Raw genomic sequence first — 18,746 nt, forward strand, 5'->3', positions numbered from 1 at the left:
ATAAGATGAAAATTCTTTATGCTATTCAAGGAACTGGCAATGGCCACATGGCACGGGCATATGAGGTAATTCCACAATTACAAAAATATGGCGATGTTGATTTATTAGTTAGCGGCACTCAATGCGACATTAGACTGCCATGGCCCATAAAGTATAGATACCATGGTTTAAGTTTTATATTTGGCAAAAATGGTGGCGTTGATCTAAGAAAGACAATATTGGGATTTAGGCCCTTTCGCATGCTCAAAGAAATATTTAGTGTGCCTGTGCATAAATACGATTTAGTCTTAAATGATTTTGAACCAATAGTTGCCTGGGCGAGTACCTTTCGTCAAGTAAAATGCATAGGCATAAGTCATCAGAGTGCTGTTCTTCATCCTAATGCGCCTGCTCCTGCAAGTAAAGATAAACTTGGTTACAATATTCTGAAATACTACGCCCCTTGTAAACAATCCTACGGCTTTCATTTCCAAGCTTTGGATAAAACCATTTCTACGCCTGTTATTCGCAAAGATATTAGAAGTGGTAAAATCACAAATAAAGGACACTATACGGTTTATTTACCATCCTACGATGATCAAAAAATAGTAGATGTATTATCGCAAATTCCTTACATACAATGGCAAGTATTTTCGAAACATAATTCCAAAGCTTTTCAGTCGGGCAATGTTCAAATTCAACCCGTTAATAAAGATAAATTCACAGAGAGTTTTATTTCGAGTATGGGAATACTTTGTAATGCCGGATTTGAGACACCTGCCGAAGCACTTTTTATGGGCAAGAAACTTTGCGTAATACCAATGAAAGGGCAATACGAACAACAATGTAACGCAGCATTCCTAGAGAACATGGGTATATGTACACTTAAGCATTTAAGTTCAAGTGTAGAACGACTAAACGAATGGGTATATTTTGATCAGCCACAAAAAATAGCCTATGCCGATAATTTATCTGATACTATCGAAGATATTATCGAGAATGTATGCAGAACTCATGAAAGCTATCCTGACTTTGCAATCAACCAAATATTACGATAAAATATTATAACACTTGAGTTACAATTACGACTAGTGTATCTGATTTTTAATGGGCCATCTTAAAACTTATTATGGCTCATTAAAATCATTTTTTTAAAAAATTATTACATCAATAATTTCAAACCCTTATAAGTCACGCAAACTTACATTTGAAAATGGCTATCAACTAATCCTAGTATCTTATGCAGATATCTGATCAAAGTTTACACGAAATTGGAATTCCAGTACCTTCGAATCAATTGTTTAAGCGAGCATTATTTTCGTATCTGCGAGTAAATAAAATCAATCGCATACTAGGCCAAATAACAGACGAGTATAAAGGAATCAGTTTTATAAATAACATTTTTGATCAGCTAAACATTAATTACAACATCTCTGATTATGATCTGAAAAATATTCCTCAAAACGGACCATTCATAATCATGTCGAATCATCCCTATGGTTTTCTTGATGGTTTAATTATGATTCATTTATTGGCTCAAAAGCATCCTCAGTTTAAAGTGATGGCCAACTTCTTTTTAAAACAGTTTGATGCTTTAAATCCATACTTTATTGACCTTAACCCATTTCAAACCAAACATATAACTAATGTTAAGGGAATACGAACGGCCTATCAACATTTACAAAATGGAATGCCCATTGGTGTATTTCCTGCAGGCGAAGTCTCCACAATGCAAAAGGGATTTAAGCTAATTGTTGATAAGGAGTGGGATTCAGGAATTATTCGTTTTATCATTAATGCTAATGTGCCAATTATTCCTTTGTATTTCGAAGGTCACAATAGTCTGCCATTTCATCTCTTAGGTAAGATCCATCCTTATTTAAGAACCTTAAGTATACCCAACGAATTTTTTAAACAAGAAAACAAGACCATCAAGCTGAGAGTGGGCAACCCTATATCTCCATCCGAACTAAAGGATTTTGATAATATACAGCGAGCAGGAAGATACTTGCGTGCGTCTCTTTTTGGGCTGGGATCAAAAGTGGATGTGAATCGTTATTTTAAAATACCCTCCTTTAACAAAAAAACTAAAGAGGCCATCATTCCAGCTGTTCCCAAGGAAGAAATTAAGCTAGAACTTAAAAAGTTAAAAGAATCTGAAGGAGTGATGCTTCAAAAATCACATTATGAGGTTTACTTAGCTTGTTCCGAGGAAATTCCTCAGATCATAACTGAACTTGGCCGCTTACGCGAAATCACTTTTCGTGATGTTGGCGAAGGCACAAATCGTATGCTCGACATTGATGAATACGACTTATATTAGCGACATCTTTTCTTATGGGATAACAACAATGAATGCATTGTTGGAGCTTACCGATTAGGTAAAGGTGATGAAATAATGTGTACCCAAGGCTCAAAAGGATTTTATATCAGCAGTCTTTTCGATATCGATAAAGAAATGAATTCAGTGCTTGATCAAACCTTAGAATTGGGGCGCTCCTTTGTGGTAAAAGAATATCAACAAAAGCCATTACCACTGTTTTTACTATGGCAAGGTATTCTTCATTTTTTGAAATCCAATGAACACTTCAAATATTTAATGGGCCCTGTTAGTATTAGTAATGACTTTAGCCGCTACTCCAAAGATCTATTAATTGCCTTCATCAAGAAATATCATTTTAACAACGAGCTATCTAAAATGGTGCATCCCAAAAAAGCTTTTGTTGTAAAGTCAGATAGAGATGATATTGATGTTGTTCTGGAAAGGCATGCCAATGACATTCATAAATTGGATAAATACATATCCGGCATTGAACCAGGATACATTAAAATTCCAGTACTCTTAAAACAGTATATTCGACAAAATGCCAGGATTATAGGCTTCAACGTTGATCCAAATTTCAACGACTGTTTAGATGGTTTAATGATACTTGATATCTCTAAACTACCTGAATCGACTATGTCCTCTTTAGAAAAATAGGGTAAATCAAACAGCCCGTTAATCAACAAATATCTTAACAATTTACTTAAACACAATCAAACTTACCTGTTCGCTTTAGATTGCTGTAGTTGTAGGTTAATCCGGTTTTCTCATCTGTAAATGGCCCTTCGCGTAAAGTTTCTTCCCAGCCCATACTCTTGTATTCAGGAAAAAACACATCTACACCTTTAAATGCATGATGAATTTCAGTCAGGTATAATTCGTCCGTTTCTGGCAAGAAAGCCTTGTATACTTCACCTCCACCAATCACAAAAACTTTCTGATCATCGCTACACAAAGCTAATGCTTCACCAATTGACTTTACAACTTCGGCTCCCGGAGCTTCGTAATTTGCCTGGCGTGTGATAACAATATTCCTACGTTTTGGAAGGGCTCCTTTCGGCAGCGCCTCAAAGGTTTTACGCCCCATTAAAATGGTATGTCCAGTGGTGAGGCCTTTGAAGCGTTTTAAATCGGCTGAGATATATGCTAATTGATCATTATCTTTTCCAATGCCATTTTTTTCGTCAATGGCTACAATCATTGCAAGGGTCATAACTATATCGAAATTGCACCTTTAATGTGCGGGTGTGACTCGTAATTTGTTAACTCAAAATCATCAAACACAAAATCGTCGATGTTTTTTCGTTCAGGATTAATTAGCATTTGTGGCAAAGTCATTGGATCACGCGTTAACTGTAATTTAACCTGCTCCAAATGATTTAAGTAGATGTGTGCATCGCCAAGTGTATGAACAAATGTGCCAGGTTTTAAACCCGTTACCTGTGCAACCATCATCAACAATATGGCATAAGAAGCTATATTAAAAGGTACACCTAGAAAGATGTCGGCACTTCGCTGGTACAACTGACAACTCAACTTACCATCGGCCACATAAAACTGAAACATGATGTGACAAGGTGGTAATTGCATATCATCAATGGCTCCAACGTTCCAAGCACTTACCAGGTGACGGCGCGAATCAGGATTGATCTTAATACTCTCAATTACTTGTGCAATCTGGTCAATTTGGCCTCCTTTATAATCAGGCCACGAGCGCCACTGATAACCATAGATTGGCCCAAGCTCACCATCCTCTTTGGCCCATTCATTCCAAATGCGCACACCATTATCCTGAAGGTATTTCACATTTGTGCTGCCCTTCAAAAACCATAACAGTTCATGAATAATGGATTTAAGATGCAGCTTCTTAGTGGTTAACAAAGGAAATCCTTCACTCAAATCGAAACGCATCTGATGGCCAAAGACACTTCTCGTTCCGGTACCTGTGCGATCTTCCTTGGTAACACCTTCATCCAACACGCGTTGCAGTAAATCCAAATATTGCTTCATAATGGTAAACTTTAAGCGCCAAAAATAAGAAAATTACAGAGGCTTATGCATGAAAAGCAGATGCTATTTTAAGAAGTGGTATAAAATTATTTTTTTACTTCTTCTGACAAATCAATTATTGTTACAATTGGAAAATGATCGGAGTAATTGACATCCAGTTTTTTAAAATCATAGGCTTGAAAACGCTGATCGTGGAAGATAAAGTCGATCCGAAATGCTGGCAACTTGCCATTGTATGTTCCACCCATTCCACTTCCTGATTCCACAAAGGCATCCTTTAATTCACCTCTCATCTCACGGTAAACATAGGATACTGGCGTATCATTAAAATCGCCGCATACAATTGCGGGGAATGGTGAATTGCTAATGTGTCGACCAATGCGCTCTGCTTGATCGGCCCTATGTTCAAAGGCTACTCGCATCTTCCCGGTAATCTCTCGTATACCGGCTCGTCTTTCATCTTCATTTTTAAAATTGAGACTATCTAAAAAATTCAAATGCTTAGAGCTAAAACGGATCGATTCGAGGTGATTATTAAACACACGAACACGTTTTCCATGTACCTTAATATCGGTATGAATGCTAAAATTGCTGGTATGTTCAAATTTCAGGTTGCCCTTTTCTACAATGGGGTATTTACTAAGAGTGACCAAACCAAAATTTCGCCGGCCGCGTTTACCAGCTCGATATTCGATGTGTTTGTATTTGTATTGATTCAATCGGGCCAAGATTGAATGCTCACTATATCGCGACTTGCTAGTTGATGAATAAAATTCTTGCAAACACAATACATCAGGATTTTCCTTTCGTATCATCTCAAAAATTTTATTCTGCACGTTTTTTTCGCCAGTCCAATTATAGATGTCCCACATGCGCACGTTGAAACTCATAACGCTCAAAGGCATTTCAAGTTGCTGCGATTCTTTTAAGCGTTTGCCCTTCCATTGAAAGGTATTATTCCAATGTCCCCATGTTAGCAGAATTGCAAGTAATGGAATCAACAATTGCCATCGCCGTTTTGAAGCCCACAGCAAGACCAGTAGTACATTGACACCCCAAAGAATAGGAAAGCCAAAACCCAGAAATGCCAACACCCACATGCGTGAAGGATTGACATAGGCTGTTAGAACAGATAACATCAAAAAGCCAGATGCAACCAGACTGATTAGGGTAATTATGGATCGAAAAAAACGTCTCAAGGTTTAGGTTTTATTTTTTACTTGCTTCAAATAAAGTTTTCTTTTCACTACTTGATAAACTATCGTAGCCACTTGCCTTTATCTTTTCCAAAATTCGATCCACCTCTTGCTGATTAGCTACAACTCGCTTATTATATTCCATATCAGAGACTGGTCTCCGGTGTGTCACTGTCAATTTTGATTTACGCGAAAATAAAGATACCAAACTATCCATTGCTTTATTAAATCCAATGGTTACATCCTTGCCTTTCATAATCATGCCAGCATAAAGAAAACCAAAGCCAGCACCACCTAAATGTGCTAAATGTCCACCAGTATTTGATAATGATGATATGCTAACCAAATCGAGAATCAAGGCAAACAAAGCAATGTATTTTAATTTAACCGGCCCTATAAACATCAGGTTAATCTGATAATCGGCCTTTAATCGTGCTATCGCAAATAAGATGGCCATTACCGATGCAGATGCGCCTAGTAAAATTGATGATGAATGATTTGAGTACAACTCAGGAATTAAATTATAAGCCAATAAATACATTAAAGCGCCCGAAAGTCCACCAAGGAAATACACACCTAAAAATTGACGTGGATTGAGAAATTCCAGGAAGATACGCCCAAACCAATAGAGCCAAAGCAGGTTAATGAGTATATGAAAGAAATCGTAATGAACGAACATATAGGTTAATAGAGTCCATGGCTTAAACAGCAACTCCATTGGATCGGAAGGTACAGATATCCACTGCAACAAAGGCGAATCGACCGAACCCGTTGAAAGACTAAAAAACACCTGAATCAATCGCACCGCAATAAATACACCTACATTAATGTAGATAAGACGCGTTAAAGCGCCACCTTGGCGATACGATTGTTTTATTTCGTCAACTATGCTCATAGCGTATTATATTCCTTTTTTCTGCCAATATTTTATTAAGATAAAACCAAATATCATACCACCCAAATGTGCCCAGTGCGCAACATTGTCGAATGAGAAATTGGCAACTCCCATAAATAACTCAGCCACACCGTAAATGATTACAAAATATTTAGCCTTAATTGGAATTGGCGGGAACAATAACATCAACTCGGTATTGGGGAACAACATTCCGAAGGCCAAGAGTATACCAAATACGGCTCCCGAGGCACCAACAGTAGTTCCGTTTAAAGCAACATTAAGCTTCCCCATTAACGGATCGGTAAAATTCTTATATTGATCAAGAGCAGCCGCCCCTTGTTCAAAAACAATGCTAATTTGCTCTGGCGACATTTGAGCAGCTATTACCTGATAATTAATGTAACTGGTAATTAAGTGAATTACCCCTGCTCCAATACCAGTGATAACATAATACAAGAAGAATTTTTTTGAACCCCAATAAGTCTCCAAAATTCGTCCGAACATAAATACAGCAAACATATTAAAGAACAAGTGCATAAAACCGCCATGCATAAACATATAAGTTCCAAACTGCGCCGGATGAAATCGTTCCGACATTGGTAAATGCAAGCCTAGATATCTTGATAGATCGACACCAAATGTGGTTTGCAATACCCATGTAGCCAATAAAAACAAGGCATTAATAATCAAAAGATTCTTAGTTACGGGAGGTAGGCCTGCCAATGGATTCGGACGATAATTCATGTAAATATTTTTTTATAATCACTATGGCATACTTTTAAGCAACATCAATGCCAGATTGAAAAATTAGTAAAAAAAACGCAAGATCTTTCTTATATCAAACAAAAAAAAGAACTTCCTGGTTTAGTCAACACTTGTAAACTGTCATTGTGTCACTCGTTTTAACTTTAAATAGTTAATTTTAATTTCGCAAATACGGAACGGTTCTTTATGTGTTTCTTACAATAGAGAACCGTTCCCTAGAATATTTTTAAGCTTCAATTAACTCATAAAACGTTTCTCCAATTCATCATTATCCAATATTGAGATAATGGATTTACCCGAAGGGGAGAAATTAGGAATTTGACAGGCAAACAGCTGATCAAAGAGTTCACTCATTTCAATTCCGCTTAGTGCCTTACCATATGGGATAGATGCCCGCTTGGCCATCGATCCGGCTATTTGTTCAAAAACTTCTTTCTCTAAGTCAACTTCACCATCTCTAAAATCGGTTAGTATGCCATCAACCAATTGAGCTGCCGAAACCGATTCTAAGCCAGCCGGTGTCGAAAGTACATTAAACGTTCCGTCATCCACCTGCTCCAACTCAAGGCCAAGTGACAATAAATCGCTCTTTAACTCATTCACCAAAGCCATTTCTTGTGGGCCAAACTTCAACTCCTCAGGAAAAAGGCTCTTCTGCGATAAAGAAGCCCCTTTACGAATTGAGTGCATGAAACCTTCGAAAACCACTCGCTCATGGGCGCGCTTCTGGTCAATCATCATTAGTCCCGACTTTACTGTCGTCAGTATATAACGGTTCTTCAATTGGAAGAAGCGATTCTGCCCCAAAGTCGACTCATCACCTCCTGAAGATAATAAGGTTTGCTGAACAGGTTCAACATGCTCTACAAATTGCGTATTGTCATTGCCAGGCAGTTGCATTGATTCATCATTTTCAAAACCACTGTATAACTTATCCCAGCCTTCCGTTTTTGTTGGTTTCTCATATCCACCTCCGGAGAAAGAACCACCATAACTGGCAGCAGCACTTTTTTTCTCTTCTTCAAAAGGATTGTAAAAAGGATCAACTGAAATTTCGGGTTCAACAGGTGAAAAATCCTGATTAGCCACAGGAATATGAATCTGATCATCGGTATCAAAATCGATGGAAGGCATCATATTGAATTTCCCTAAACTCTCACGAATAGCAGCATTCATTATCTGCCATATGGCTCGTTCGTCCTCAAACTTAATCTCCGTTTTGGTTGGATGAATGTTGACATCCACAATTTTGGGATCCACCTCAAGACAAATAAAATAGGCTGGAATGGTTTCTGGTTGTAAGATATTATCATAGGCATCCATCAAGGCGCGATGCAAATATGGATGTTTCATGAAACGATTGTTCACAAAAAAGAACTGATCGCCCATGGTCTTGCGTGCCGATTCTGGTTTACCCACAAAACCGGAAATATTTACCATCACCGTATCCGTCTCAATGGGAATTAATTGATCACCCATTTGTTTCCCCATCATATTCACAATGCGCTGCTTAAAATTACCCGATGGCAGATTAAACAAAGGCACACTGTTATGAATAAGACTCATGGCAATTTCAGGATTAGCCAATGCCACACGCTGAAATTCGTTAATTATATGACGTAATTCCGTTGAGTTCTTTTTTAAGAAACGACGTCGAGCCGGTACATTATAAAACAAATTCTTGATAATGAATTGGCTTCCTTTGGCACATTGTATGGGTTCTTGCGATTCAAGACTTGAACCGGAAATACAGATGTGTACCCCTAATTCATCTTCATCGCGACGCGTTTTTAATTCAACTTGTGCAATGGCAGCAATTGAGGCTAAGGCTTCACCACGAAAACCCATGGTGCCCAATGCAAATAAATCGGTAGCCTCACGAATTTTTGAAGTAGCATGACGCTCAAACGACATACGAGCATCCGTTTCGGCCATACCCGAACCGTTATCAATCACCTGAATAAGTGTTTTGCCAGCTTCGGCAGCCACTACCTGAATTTCACTCGCCCCAGCATCCACGGCATTCTCCATCAACTCCTTAATAACCGAAGCAGGACGTTGTATTACCTCTCCCGCAGCAATTTGGTTAGCCACCGAATCGGGCAATAACTGAATAATATCTGACATGTTTCTTTAATTCTTATACCATTTTTTATAAAGAGATTGGTACTTGGTATAATGCCGATATAATAATGATTAGTGTTAAGGAGCACAGCGAACTTGATACTAAATTCATTATATAAACGGTATTAATCTACTACCTCAACCTTAGTTACTACTCAGCAAGGTAGGTGTTTAACCACTCCATTCCTGACTCGATCAGGTACAGCCCCAGGGCGAATAAAGCAATTAAAATAATGATCAAACGTAAATTAGAACGTTTCTTTTCGCTACGTGCCACATCGAAATTAGTCTTAGTACGACGACGCATTCCACCTCTAATTCGTTCTGAATATCCGCTCTCTTTCTCCGCACTATCCAATAAACCTAATTCGCTTTTTATTCTGCGTTCACGCTCCTGGCTTTCCTCCTTCTTCTCATCGTAATAAATCGGATCATGCTGAAACACACGATGACGTGCTAGTTTTGAAAATGTAAATTTCATAATTATCGATTTTTGCGTTTCATCCGCACCTCATGCAAAGATAAGAAGTAATCTGAAATGATGAGGAACTCTGTAATAAAACTAATCGTTCAAACATTTGCCACAATACTTACAGTGGCTTGCATCATCATCATGGCCTTCTTTTAAGCACGATTGACATACCTGGGTATTGGTTGGTGTTGGATTACGAAATTCTTTTGCCAATTCCGATGTTACAATACCTGTTGGAACCGCGATAATGGCGTAACCAATAATCATTATAAAACCAGCAATAAACTTTCCCAAAGTGGTAACAGGAACAATATCGCCGTAACCCACAGTTGTGAGAGTAACCACTGCCCAATAAATACTTTCGGGTATACTTCTGAAACCTTCGTTAAACGGACTTTCAACGATGTACATAACCGTTCCAAGTATGGTTATTAGGATTACCACTGCAAATAAAAATACGCCTATTTTGTTTCGTCCCGATGACAGAGCAGACCATAATACAGAAGCTTCTTTTACGTAACGTGTCAATTTCAACACCCTGAAAATACGCAACAAACGGAGCGAACGTATAACCACTAACATGTGTGTGCCCGCAAAAAAGAAAGCGATAAACGTAGGCAGGATAGATAGTAAATCGATGATGCCAAAAAAGGAAAAAATATACTTTCGCGGTTTATCAACCACCCAAATACGAAGCAAGTACTCAACAGAAAACAACAGTGTTACTATCCATTCAGCTATGGTTAACCAATGTTCTTTATCGCGTAATATGCGATCATCACTTTCAATCATCACAATGATGATACTAAAAACAATGAGTACAATTAAGAGAATATCAAAGAAGCGACCAGATTTTGTGTCCGCTTCAAATATGGCTTCGTGAAGTTTATTTTTTAGGCTTTGCATGGGTTAAGTAATTAATGCTATAAATATAATAAAACAATAATAGCCTAAACATATAATTACGTGCTTGGTTTTATGTTTGAAAAATCCACACTACTTTTACAGCTATAATTGAAGCTATGACAAAGGAAGATATTATTCAAGGATTTAAAGAAGCGCAAGAAGTACTTTCAAACTTTATTGAGGACAATAGCAATATTGATAAAATAGAGAAAGCAGGTGATTTAATGGTAGATGCTATTAAAAATAATGGCAAGGTACTTTCGTGTGGTAATGGCGGATCAATGAGTGATGCCATGCACTTTGCCGAGGAGTTAACAGGACGCTTCAGAGAAAACCGTCCGGGTTTAGCCGCGATTTCAATATCTGATCCTACGCACATTACCTGCGTTGGAAACGATTATGGTTTTGATTATATCTTCTCGCGCTACGTTGAAGCTGTTGGCCAAAGTGGTGATGTGTTATTAGCCATCAGTACAAGTGGTAACTCGGCCAATGTATTAAACGCTGCCATAGAAGCTCAAAAGAAAGGTATTAAAGTTGTTGCGCTTAGTGGTAAAAAAGGCGGTGAATTAGCGAACCATTGTGATGTGGAGATACGCGTTCCTCATATGTCCTATTCCGATCGCATTCAAGAAATCCACATCAAAGTGATTCATCTATTAATACAATATATCGAAAGTAAAATTTAGACACTTAGATTTATAGATAATAGATCGCAAATTAACTTATCAAAATACTTTCAAAAGTAAGCAGCATTGCGTGATTTTTCTTAACTTGAATGAAAATCGCACATGTTATGCTTGTAAAAACCTTTGGATCAGCTGTAAGTGGCGTGAATGCCTACACCATTACAATGGAAGTTAATGTATCAAAAGGCATTCGCTTCTTCTTAGTTGGTCTGCCTGATAACGCTGTTAAAGAAAGTCAGCAACGCATAGAATCAGCTCTAAAGATTAGTGATTACAAATGGCCAGGCCATAAAATTGTTATTAATATGGCGCCGGCAGATATTCGCAAAGAAGGTTCATCTTACGATCTTCCATTGGCCATAGGCATATTGGCTGCATCAACGCAAATATCGGATCAATCCATTGGTGATTATATCATCATGGGCGAACTCTCATTGGATGGCAGTTTGAAACCAGTGAAAGGCGTACTTCCCATGGCCATTAAAGCTAAGGAAGAAGGATTTAAGGGCTGTATTCTGCCCATTCAAAATGCCAAGGAAGCTGCTGTAGTTGGAGGATTAGACATTTATGGTTTCGAAAACATTAGTCAAGTAATTGGTTTTTTAGAGGGAACTGATCAAGTAGAAAAAATACAATTGGACACGGAGGAAGAATTTGAGAAGAGCATTCAAGCCGTTGATTTTGATTTTTCCGAAGTGAAGGGACAGGAGAGTGTAAAACGCTCGTTGGAGATTGCTGCCGCAGGTGGGCACAACCTGATAATGATAGGACCTCCTGGTGCTGGAAAATCAATGTTGGCTAAACGCCTGGCTAGCATACTGCCGCCATTATCGCTGGATGAAGCTTTGGAAACAACCAAGATTCATTCTGTTGCCGGGAAAACAGATTCGAATAATGCACTCATTACTCAACGTCCTTTCCGTTCGCCGCACCATTCCATATCGGACGCAGGCCTGATTGGCGGTGGTTCTTTTCCTCAGCCGGGTGAAATTTCGCTGGCTCACAATGGGGTATTGTTTTTGGATGAATTACCCGAGTTTAAGCGGACGGTACTTGAGGTAATGCGTCAACCATTGGAAGACCGTATGATTAATATTTCACGTGCTCGCTTTTCGGTTGATTATCCTGCCAGCTTCATGATGGTGGCTAGCATGAATCCATGTCCATGTGGTTATTTTAATCACCCCGACAAGAAATGTGTTTGCAGTCCGGGTGTAGTGCAAAAATACTTAAGTCGAATTTCAGGTCCACTGCTGGATCGAATAGATCTACACATCGAAGTAGTGCCAGTCCCTTTCAATAAGCTAGCAGAAGCTCCACCCTCGGAGAATAGTTTAGCTGTGCGAGAACGTGTTATCAGAGCGCGTAAAATTCAGAATGAGCGCTATAGTGAGGACTCAAACATTCATTGCAACGCCCAAATGAGCTCTCGCTTGTTAGCCAAATTTGCTACACCTGACGAAGGAGGAATGCAGATATTAAAAACGGCCATGGAAAAGCTAGATCTATCAGCTCGAGCCTATGATCGTATCTTGAAAGTATCAAGAACCATTTGTGATTTAGAAGGAGAAAACACTGTTCAATCGCATCACATAGCCGAGGCTGTTCAATACCGAAGTCTTGATAGGTCGAATTGGGGGGCTTAAAACCGACATTCGTATCCAAAAATACGGCATTGGCAAAAATCACAAAACAATCAATCTACTAGGCTGTTTAAATCGTGTGCAAACGAAATGATGTACGTGTTGATAAAAGGTAAAAAAGCACTCAATCTTCATATGAAAAAAAGAAAAAAAGAAATGACTACAAACAGCTTAATGGATCCAATTGGCCGACTGATGGGCCTTCGTTATAAATCTCACCCTTGGCATGGAATTGACATCGGTGATGACTTACCTGATATTGTTACTACATTTATTGAAGTGGTACCAACGGATACCATTAAATACGAGATTGATAAGGTGAGTGGTTATCTACGTATCGATCGTCCGCAGAAATATTCCAATGTTGTTCCTGCGCCTTATGGTTTTATTCCTCAAACCTACTGTGGTGTTAAGGTTGGTAAATACTGTGGTGAAAAATCGGGTAAGAAAGACATTATCGGCGATGGCGACCCATTGGATATATTGGTCTTGACAGAAAAAGACATCCCTCATGGTGATATTATTGCCAAAGCAATCCCCATTGGTGGATTCAGAATGCTGGATGGCAATGCCGCTGATGATAAAATTATCTCAGTTCTGAAAGGAGATATGGTATATGGCGAATTCAAAGACATTACTGATTTACCAGAATTGGTGATTAAAAGATTGAAGCATTACTTTTTGACTTACAAAGACATGCCTGGTTTGAGTAACGAATCGGAAATAACCCATGTTTATAATGCTGAAGAAGCCAAGGAAGTCATTAAACTTTCGATGCAAGATTATGAAAGTCGCTTTGAAGGTCTTAGAAAAGCTCTTTCGACATATTAAAATAATATCTCACTAGTAAATATGAATCCTCGAACTTGAGTCGGGGATTTTTTTATGCCTCGTTGTTTTCCCGAAACTTCAATTCAAATGAATGAATATCATCCTCACAAGAATACAACACATCGATATTTGAGATATCACAAATACGTTTTACTACCGATAAGCCAATACCGAGTGATTGTGGATGAGACCCCGACTTCTTAAAGCGTTTAAATAATTCGTCGGGCGAACCAGACAATTGCACTCCACTATTACAAATTGTCAAACCTTGCTGTTGGCAGTCAATTTTAATAAAACCTCCGGGTACGTTGTGACGGATGGCATTCTTCAATAAGTTTTGGATAAGGGTATGTGCCAAAGAACGATTCATTCGGATGTTACAGTTATCACCCGAAGTTAATTCAAGTGTTAAAGCCTTATCTTCAATCATAGGTTCTAACAATTCCAATTGCTCGCGAATTAGATTAATCAGCTTTATATCTTCTACTTCAGCAAACATGCGATTGTCGAGCTTGGCCAAATAAATTAAAGCCTGATTTATCTTTGACAAGCGATTGGTAGTTTCCATTAATCCAGCCACCGTTTTTATTTGCTCTTCGGTCAGATTACTGGCTTGCAATAGCTCATCTAACTTTGATGTAATAATGGCCAAAGGTGTTTGCAGTTCATGTGATGTATTCTCGGTGTATTCTTTCAGTCGTTCAAAATCCTGCTTAATCTTTTCTCCCATGGAGTTAAACACCTCATTGAGTTGTTCAAACTCATCCACATCCGATGTCATCAATTCTAGTCGATTATCCTTATTCACATCAAAGGCCCGAAGCTTTTTAATGGTATCGTAAAAAACGGAAAGCGAATATTTGGTTGACTCGCGGTTGACAAAATAAAGGATGAGAAAAAACAATACCGGAAAGACGGTCAACATCAAAGTGAATTTCATCACCATTAGGTCCGATGGTGCCGAGGGTCGAATAATACAATAACGTAGTGTTTGACCATGCACTTCCTTATCGAAGCATAATTTTCGGTAAAACTCGTAATTACCCGTTTGAGGATTTCGAATCACTGTATCGTTTATGAAAGCTTCTTCAAATTCGATAGGAGAACTCAACGTATCGATGCTTACATCAGCATAAGTCAACTGAACAGGCATATCCGAATCTAGTAATTCAATTTTTGCCTTGGCTTCTAATAATTCATTGTTTAGAAATTTATCAACTGCATAACGAATAAAATAATAACCTCCCAGGCTTCCGAACAAGAAGAAAAAGATACTTGCCGATATAAAGTTTAAACCTGATTTAGTTAGTAGTTTCATTGATTTAGATTATTAGAATTGAGACTAGTAGATTATAGACCAAGAATTCTAATCAACATCTGTGAACTTATAGCCCACACCATACACATTACGGATGTAATCGCCACAACCAGCTTTTAGTAATTTCTTCCGTAGGTTTTTAATGTGGGTATAGATAAAGTCATCGGTAAAGCCATAATCCATAAAGTCTTTCGACATGTGTTCGCCAATACCAGTCTTTGTCAATACTCTGTTTTTATTGGCGATGAAATACACTAGTAGATCAAATTCCTTCTTGGTAAGATCCAAAATTTGTTTGTTCACTGTCACCAACAATTCGCTTGGACTAATCATGAGTTCGTTAAACTCAATTTTCTCTTCACCTTTAAAATGAACCCGTCGTACCAATGATTTCAAGCGGGCATTTAGTTCGGCCATCTGAAAAGGTTTGGTCAGATAATCATCGGCTCCTAGCTCTAATCCCTCAATTTTATTATCCAGGCTATCGCGTGCCGATACTATGATGACACCCGTATTCATAGCCTTCCCCTTTACTTTTTTAACTACCTCAAGGCCATTTCCATCAGGCAGATTGAGATCAAGGATAATAATGTCGTAGATATTATCGACCATGTGAAGGGCCTGAGATAGATCAATGGCGCTTTCACAGATATGACCTTCCGACTCTAAAAATGCAGTGATACTCTGAGCCAATTGTGGTTCGTCTTCTACAACTAATATCTTCATACAAAAATTAAATTTATCGCAATCAAATATAAATAATCAAAGCCTTTTACAAAGCATGTTTGATGACATTCATGGCCATAGACACCATTATCATAGCACATGCAATACCAAAATACAAAAGATTCTTCTTATAGAGTAAGCTTGGCGTCTTGCCATTTTTAGCAAACACCCAACCAATATGACTTACAACAAGAGTAAACACCATTAATATAAAATGCTCAACGGCCCAAAAACGACTTCGTAAAGCTGATTTCTTTAAGAGATCAATTTCACCATTGGCATAATCCACCATATAAAAAATAAACAAGGCGGTGCCTAAAGCCAATTGTACATAGAGCAAAACGGTAGTCCATAAAGGCATGCTCACATCAAATTTCGAAACAGACTTCTTTTTAATCAAGCCAATAATGGCACGTGTCACAATAACCATTGTAACAATACAAGCCAAGATGCTCGTAACTATGTGAAGAATCAGAATGGCATTCCTCATTCTACTAATTTATCGGCCAATAAAGTAGCCTGTTTAATACGATCGGCCATGCCTATGCCATCGCGTAAATTACCTGCAATGAATAAACCATTGTATTTTTTTTGAACACGTTCGATGGCATCGAAACGATCACCTGAATTAATGGCATATTGCGGAATGGCATGTGAGTAGCGCATGATGTCGACCATGGATGGGTTAAAGGCATCCATTTTCATGATGTCTTTCAGTTCCGATTCCAAGACCTTCATTAATTGCTCATCATCTAAATCGCAAAGGGCTTCGTTGCGAATACCACCCATAAAAACAGATAACAAAGCGCCGCCTTCAGGAGCTCTTTCTTTGAATAAGGATGACATAAACAATACGCCCAATAGATCACGTTTCTCTTTATGAGGGATTAATCCACCAAAACCATCCAAAGCACGCCCGTTCCATTTATTGAAACCAAGAGCCACTTCAACCACGCGTGCATATTTCAGATTTGTGAGGTGAGTCATTTCCTCTTCACTAATGAAGGGCAAAGCTTCTTTAAAGCCAGTGGAGCCAAAAGTTGTAATAAGTTTATCACATGTTACCACCTGTTTTTCTCCATCAAGCGTATAACTTACGGTATAAAGTCCATCATTGTACGACACACTTAACTCTTCTGCACCAAAGGTGAAATTATCCTTGCCTGCACTTTTTAATAAGGCATCTGTCAATTGGCTTAATCCACCTTCAAAAGAAAACACCGCACGATCGGTACGTTGCTCTAACTCTGTTTTTGGTTCCTTACGTTTCTTGATAGCACCCTTTATGAAACTGCCATAGTTCTGCTCCAAGTTATACAGCTTAGGCAAGGCATGACGCGGAATTAACATGGCAGGATCGCCAGCGTATATGCCTAATATGAATGGATCGATGGCATAATCCAAGAAACTATTTCCCAGACGACGTTTCACCAAATCAGCCAAGGACTCATCCGGATTATTTCCTTTCTTACGGAAAGGTTCACCTAGTACTCTTAGCTTATCTTTAAAGGTGAATAAGGGTGTGGTAACCGCCAACTTCATGCTCGACGGCAAAGCGTGCCATTCACCATTCTTCAGCACATAACGTACTTTTACCAAATCATTGCCCTTCTCAACCTTTATGGCATCGCCCAGTTCGTCAAATAGGGCAACCACCTCCGGGTGCGAAACAATGCCCGAGTTTGGCCCAGACTCATACACAAAACCTTTTTCACTTTTGGTATGTACAACACCTCCATGACGTTTAGCTTTTTCAATTACCTTGAACGAAAGCCCTTTCTTATTGAGATGATGCGCCAAGCTTAAGCCAGTCACGCCAGCACCCAAAATTATATGCGGATAATGCTTATTACTCATTTAATACACGTTTAAGTGTTTCGATAAAAAGAGGATGCGCCTGAGGAATTTCCACACGAGAGATGTGATGCATACGTTCATCCTTTTTATATATGTCGACCAATTTAATATTTAAATCATAATAGGTCTCTAAACATTCAGTCGTGAAACTAACGGGAATCATTACCACATTACGCTCCCCGGCAGCCACCAACTCCTCCAAATGATCATCCGTATCGGGACCAACCCATTTAACAGGTCCCACACGTGATTGAAAAGCCACATCGTAGCGACGATCCATCATGTCAGCTAGGCGTTTCGACATATGTCGCACTGTATCCGGATATTTATCGCCTCGCTTAACCCCATAAATTGGGATGGCATGCGCTGTAAACAGAAGAAGTGGATCATCCACGCCTGCTGCTGCAATATGTTCTTCTATTAAAGTCTTCCAATAATCGAGGAAGGAAGGGTGTACACTGTAATCACAAATTTTACGAATGGTTAAGCCGCTTAGTTTCTTAGCTGCCTTGGTAACATCCACAAAAACGGATGTAGTGGTAGTATCGCTCGCTTGGGGATACATGGTCAGTACATTGATATCATCCACACCATCGGCATTCATCTTTTTCATCACATCAGCAATAAATGGTGCTGTGTACGAATAAGCGGTGTAAACAGGCATTTCGGCTGCTTCCTGAAGTGCCTTGCCTGTTGCCTCAGTGTGTTTTATTATTGGTGTTCCTCCGATCAGCTGGTACTTCTCCCACGACTTTAGATGGCGCTTTTTAGCGATCATCTTAGCTACAAACTGGCGTAGTCCCCAAGGCAATGGCAAGATGTATTTATCGCTGAACATATTTTTCAAAAAGACCTGCATCTCCTCCAGAGACTGCGGACCTCCCATATTTACTAGTAATACTCCCTTCATAAAACTGGACGTGTCTAATTGTTGCTTCTTATTTGCATAAGAAACAACAATATAGTCAGAATGGTTGAATTAGCTTTTGAGCAAAGTGTATTAAATGGGTAA

At 38.8% G+C, this 18,746-nt stretch carries 18 protein-coding genes and 1 pseudogene; 6 read left to right on the top strand and 13 right to left on the bottom strand.

What is annotated here, in order from left to right; genetic code table 11:
• Nucleotides 1-5: 5 nt before the first annotated feature.
• The 3 genes and pseudogenes from ACRD7B_RS14530 to ACRD7B_RS14540 form a co-directional block, all read left to right on the top strand.
• Nucleotides 6-1,037 carry a glycosyltransferase family protein gene (locus ACRD7B_RS14530; RefSeq protein ID WP_430825298.1) on the top strand — a complete coding sequence of 344 codons (1,032 nt, stop codon included), beginning with the start codon at nt 6-8 and terminating at the stop codon, nt 1,035-1,037.
• A gap of 182 nt (nt 1,038-1,219) precedes the next feature.
• Nucleotides 1,220-2,302 carry a lysophospholipid acyltransferase family protein gene (locus ACRD7B_RS14535; RefSeq protein ID WP_430825299.1) on the top strand — a complete coding sequence of 361 codons (1,083 nt, stop codon included), beginning with the start codon at nt 1,220-1,222 and terminating at the stop codon, nt 2,300-2,302.
• Nucleotides 2,303-2,314: 12 nt separating this feature from the next.
• Nucleotides 2,315-2,959, top strand: a pseudogene (locus ACRD7B_RS14540) (GNAT family N-acetyltransferase); the annotation flags it as partial.
• 46 nt (nt 2,960-3,005) lie between these two features.
• Here the strand turns inward: ACRD7B_RS14540 and ACRD7B_RS14545 are convergent.
• The 8 genes from ACRD7B_RS14545 to ACRD7B_RS14580 form a co-directional block, all read right to left on the bottom strand.
• Entirely contained in the window at nt 3,006-3,515 is a 510-nt protein-coding gene (locus tag ACRD7B_RS14545; RefSeq protein ID WP_430825300.1) for a dihydrofolate reductase, read from the bottom strand.
• A gap of 2 nt (nt 3,516-3,517) precedes the next feature.
• The gene (locus tag ACRD7B_RS14550) at nt 3,518-4,312 is read right to left on the bottom strand and encodes a thymidylate synthase (protein WP_430825301.1); all 795 of its coding nucleotides are present in this window, start codon (nt 4,310-4,312) and stop codon (nt 3,518-3,520) included.
• An 86-nt stretch (nt 4,313-4,398) separates the two neighbouring features.
• The gene (locus tag ACRD7B_RS14555; protein WP_430825302.1) at nt 4,399-5,511 is read right to left on the bottom strand and encodes an endonuclease/exonuclease/phosphatase family protein; all 1,113 of its coding nucleotides are present in this window, start codon (nt 5,509-5,511) and stop codon (nt 4,399-4,401) included.
• Nucleotides 5,512-5,521: 10 nt separating this feature from the next.
• Nucleotides 5,522-6,403, bottom strand: a complete 882-nt coding sequence (locus ACRD7B_RS14560) for a rhomboid family intramembrane serine protease (protein WP_430825303.1) — start codon at nt 6,401-6,403, stop codon at nt 5,522-5,524.
• Nucleotides 6,404-6,409: 6 nt separating this feature from the next.
• A complete protein-coding gene (locus tag ACRD7B_RS14565; RefSeq protein WP_430825304.1) occupies nt 6,410-7,147 on the bottom strand; it encodes a rhomboid family intramembrane serine protease in 738 nt (245 codons plus the stop codon).
• A 258-nt stretch (nt 7,148-7,405) separates the two neighbouring features.
• Nucleotides 7,406-9,295 (bottom strand): DNA mismatch repair endonuclease MutL, encoded by a 1,890-nt coding sequence (gene mutL, locus ACRD7B_RS14570; RefSeq protein WP_430825305.1) that lies wholly within the window; start codon nt 9,293-9,295, stop codon nt 7,406-7,408.
• Between the two features lie 148 nt (nt 9,296-9,443).
• The gene (locus ACRD7B_RS14575; RefSeq protein ID WP_430825306.1) at nt 9,444-9,773 is read right to left on the bottom strand and encodes a hypothetical protein; all 330 of its coding nucleotides are present in this window, start codon (nt 9,771-9,773) and stop codon (nt 9,444-9,446) included.
• An 81-nt stretch (nt 9,774-9,854) separates the two neighbouring features.
• A complete protein-coding gene (locus tag ACRD7B_RS14580) occupies nt 9,855-10,670 on the bottom strand; it encodes an ion transporter (RefSeq protein ID WP_430825307.1) in 816 nt (271 codons plus the stop codon).
• A 116-nt stretch (nt 10,671-10,786) separates the two neighbouring features.
• On the opposite strand from ACRD7B_RS14580, the gene lpcA reads away from it, so the two are divergent.
• The 3 genes from lpcA to ACRD7B_RS14595 all read left to right on the top strand — a co-directional run bounded on the left by lpcA (nt 10,787) and on the right by ACRD7B_RS14595 (nt 13,833).
• Nucleotides 10,787-11,359, top strand: a complete 573-nt coding sequence (gene lpcA, locus ACRD7B_RS14585; RefSeq protein ID WP_430825308.1) for a D-sedoheptulose 7-phosphate isomerase — start codon at nt 10,787-10,789, stop codon at nt 11,357-11,359.
• Nucleotides 11,360-11,466: 107 nt separating this feature from the next.
• A complete protein-coding gene (locus tag ACRD7B_RS14590; RefSeq protein ID WP_430825309.1) occupies nt 11,467-13,005 on the top strand; it encodes a YifB family Mg chelatase-like AAA ATPase in 1,539 nt (512 codons plus the stop codon).
• 132 nt (nt 13,006-13,137) lie between these two features.
• Nucleotides 13,138-13,833, top strand: a complete 696-nt coding sequence (locus ACRD7B_RS14595) for an inorganic pyrophosphatase (protein WP_430825310.1) — start codon at nt 13,138-13,140, stop codon at nt 13,831-13,833.
• A 52-nt stretch (nt 13,834-13,885) separates the two neighbouring features.
• On the opposite strand, the gene ACRD7B_RS14600 is transcribed toward ACRD7B_RS14595, so the two are convergent.
• The 5 genes from ACRD7B_RS14600 to hemH are packed head-to-tail and all read right to left on the bottom strand — an operon-like array spanning nt 13,886 to nt 18,644.
• On the bottom strand, nt 13,886-15,151 hold the full coding sequence (locus tag ACRD7B_RS14600) for a sensor histidine kinase (protein ID WP_430825311.1): 1,266 nt from the start codon (nt 15,149-15,151) through the stop codon (nt 13,886-13,888).
• A gap of 48 nt (nt 15,152-15,199) precedes the next feature.
• Nucleotides 15,200-15,877 (bottom strand): response regulator transcription factor, encoded by a 678-nt coding sequence (locus ACRD7B_RS14605; protein ID WP_430825312.1) that lies wholly within the window; start codon nt 15,875-15,877, stop codon nt 15,200-15,202.
• A 46-nt stretch (nt 15,878-15,923) separates the two neighbouring features.
• Nucleotides 15,924-16,367 (bottom strand): hypothetical protein, encoded by a 444-nt coding sequence (locus ACRD7B_RS14610; protein ID WP_430825313.1) that lies wholly within the window; start codon nt 16,365-16,367, stop codon nt 15,924-15,926.
• Nucleotides 16,364-17,734: a protoporphyrinogen oxidase gene (gene hemG / locus ACRD7B_RS14615; RefSeq protein WP_430825314.1), complete on the bottom strand. Its 1,371-nt coding sequence runs from the start codon at nt 17,732-17,734 to the stop codon at nt 16,364-16,366. Before hemG ends, ACRD7B_RS14610 begins: the two co-directional genes overlap by 4 nt.
• Complete coding sequence (hemH, locus tag ACRD7B_RS14620) at nt 17,727-18,644, bottom strand: ferrochelatase (RefSeq protein WP_430825315.1); 918 nt, start codon at nt 18,642-18,644, stop codon at nt 17,727-17,729. Before hemH ends, hemG begins: the two co-directional genes overlap by 8 nt.
• Between the last annotated feature and the right edge of the window lie 102 nt (nt 18,645-18,746).

This window comes from Carboxylicivirga fragile, assembly GCF_050589805.1.
Classification (GTDB): domain Bacteria; phylum Bacteroidota; class Bacteroidia; order Bacteroidales; family Marinilabiliaceae; genus Carboxylicivirga; species Carboxylicivirga fragile.

Excerpts from the sequence above, each read along its gene's own strand:
- ACRD7B_RS14530 (WP_430825298.1), top strand. The coding sequence starts at position 6 with ATGAAAATTCTTTATGCTATTCAAGGAACTGGCAATGGCCACATGGCA.
- ACRD7B_RS14535 (WP_430825299.1), top strand. The coding sequence starts at position 1,220 with ATGCAGATATCTGATCAAAGTTTACACGAAATTGGAATTCCAGTACCT.
- ACRD7B_RS14545 (WP_430825300.1), bottom strand. The coding sequence starts at position 3,515 with ATGACCCTTGCAATGATTGTAGCCATTGACGAAAAAAATGGCATTGGA.
- ACRD7B_RS14550 (WP_430825301.1), bottom strand. The coding sequence starts at position 4,312 with ATGAAGCAATATTTGGATTTACTGCAACGCGTGTTGGATGAAGGTGTT.
- ACRD7B_RS14560 (WP_430825303.1), bottom strand. The coding sequence starts at position 6,403 with ATGAGCATAGTTGACGAAATAAAACAATCGTATCGCCAAGGTGGCGCT.
- ACRD7B_RS14565 (WP_430825304.1), bottom strand. The coding sequence starts at position 7,147 with ATGAATTATCGTCCGAATCCATTGGCAGGCCTACCTCCCGTAACTAAG.
- mutL (WP_430825305.1), bottom strand. The coding sequence starts at position 9,295 with ATGTCAGATATTATTCAGTTATTGCCCGATTCGGTGGCTAACCAAATT.
- ACRD7B_RS14575 (WP_430825306.1), bottom strand. The coding sequence starts at position 9,773 with ATGAAATTTACATTTTCAAAACTAGCACGTCATCGTGTGTTTCAGCAT.
- ACRD7B_RS14580 (WP_430825307.1), bottom strand. The coding sequence starts at position 10,670 with ATGCAAAGCCTAAAAAATAAACTTCACGAAGCCATATTTGAAGCGGAC.
- lpcA (WP_430825308.1), top strand. The coding sequence starts at position 10,787 with ATGACAAAGGAAGATATTATTCAAGGATTTAAAGAAGCGCAAGAAGTA.
- ACRD7B_RS14590 (WP_430825309.1), top strand. The coding sequence starts at position 11,467 with ATGCTTGTAAAAACCTTTGGATCAGCTGTAAGTGGCGTGAATGCCTAC.
- ACRD7B_RS14595 (WP_430825310.1), top strand. The coding sequence starts at position 13,138 with ATGAAAAAAAGAAAAAAAGAAATGACTACAAACAGCTTAATGGATCCA.
- ACRD7B_RS14600 (WP_430825311.1), bottom strand. The coding sequence starts at position 15,151 with ATGAAACTACTAACTAAATCAGGTTTAAACTTTATATCGGCAAGTATC.
- ACRD7B_RS14605 (WP_430825312.1), bottom strand. The coding sequence starts at position 15,877 with ATGAAGATATTAGTTGTAGAAGACGAACCACAATTGGCTCAGAGTATC.
- ACRD7B_RS14610 (WP_430825313.1), bottom strand. The coding sequence starts at position 16,367 with ATGAGGAATGCCATTCTGATTCTTCACATAGTTACGAGCATCTTGGCT.
- hemG (WP_430825314.1), bottom strand. The coding sequence starts at position 17,734 with ATGAGTAATAAGCATTATCCGCATATAATTTTGGGTGCTGGCGTGACT.
- hemH (WP_430825315.1), bottom strand. The coding sequence starts at position 18,644 with ATGAAGGGAGTATTACTAGTAAATATGGGAGGTCCGCAGTCTCTGGAG.